Consider the following 1,162-nt stretch of genomic DNA (forward strand, 5'->3'; position numbering starts at 1 on the left):
CGATTCCGGCCCGGAAGCCGTTGCGATGTACGACGTGTTCACGAAAATGGCCGGCGTGCTCGACGACATGCGCCCCGACCAGCTCTCCGTCGCTCTGAGCGCCCTGAGCAGCGCACTCGACGGCAACGGCGAGACCATCGGCCGCACGATCGACCGGTTCGCCGCGGTCAGCGATCAGATGGCCCCGGCCGCAGCCGAATTCCTCGACACCACACCGCAGTTCGTGGAGGTGATGCGGTCGCTGTCGGACGCCACCCCGGACATCGTCGGCATGGTCGCGTCCGCGGCCGAGGTCTCCGGTGCGATCGTCGAGAACCGTGACCGGCTGGCCGATGCCTTCGGCGCGGCGACGCTGCTCGCCGCCTCGGTCGACGGATTCGCCGGTGAGCGCCGGGACGCGATGATCACCGTCACCGACTCGATCGGGACGATCCTCGCGACGACCGCCGCCAATCCGAGCGGCTTGTACGAAACCCTCGAGAACGCCGGACTGTTCGGCAACGCCGGCGCACGGGTCTTCGCCAGCGGGCGGTTCAACATCACCGCGGTGCCGTCCTTCGCCGATCCGATGCCGTACACGTCGGCGGACTGCCCGGTATACGGTCCGCTCACCGGCCTCGAATGCAACAGTCCCGGCAACGGCACCTACGACGCGCCGAAGCGAATCGTCGGCGGCCCCGAGGAAGCCGAACCGCTGAGTCTGCTCGAGGACGCACTCGGTGTGGCCGAGGCGACCGTCCCCGCCTCGCTCGACGAGGCCGGCGCAGCGCTGAACCCGGCGCTCACGTTCATCCTCGGCCCGCTCGTCCGTGGAAGCGAGGTGCAGATCCCGTGAAACTGAAGCGTTCCCAGATGGTGTCGCTCGTCGGTTACTGCGCCGTCGGTGCGATCTGCGGATCCCTGGTGTTCAACACCCTCGCGGTCCCGGTCCGCGGTTCCACCGACCACTACGTCCTCGAATTCACCGACGTCGAAGGTCTCAACGTCGGCAACCCCGTCACGTTGTCCGGTGTTCGGGTCGGCCGGGTCGACGCGGTCGACGTCGCCGACGCCGACGGTGGTGCTGCGCTCGCGCGGGTGACCGTCGAGATCGAGGGCGATCAGGTGCTCACCCGCGACGTTCAGGCCGCGGTGCGCTACGGCGACATGCTCGGCGCCCGGT

Annotated in this window: 2 protein-coding genes; both read left to right on the top strand. The window is 68.8% G+C overall.

The annotated features are described in order from the left end of the window. The coding region (locus tag I0Q12_RS24320) for an MCE family protein (RefSeq protein ID WP_231611342.1) at positions 1 to 835 on the top strand (835 nt) is incomplete at its 5' end. Beyond that, on the top strand, positions 832 to 1,162 hold a 331-nt coding region (locus I0Q12_RS33760), incomplete at its 3' end, for an MlaD family protein (protein ID WP_307846486.1). The genes I0Q12_RS24320 and I0Q12_RS33760, both read left to right, overlap by 4 nt.

This window comes from Rhodococcus sp. CX (assembly GCF_015865005.1).
Classification (GTDB): domain Bacteria; phylum Actinomycetota; class Actinomycetes; order Mycobacteriales; family Mycobacteriaceae; genus Rhodococcus.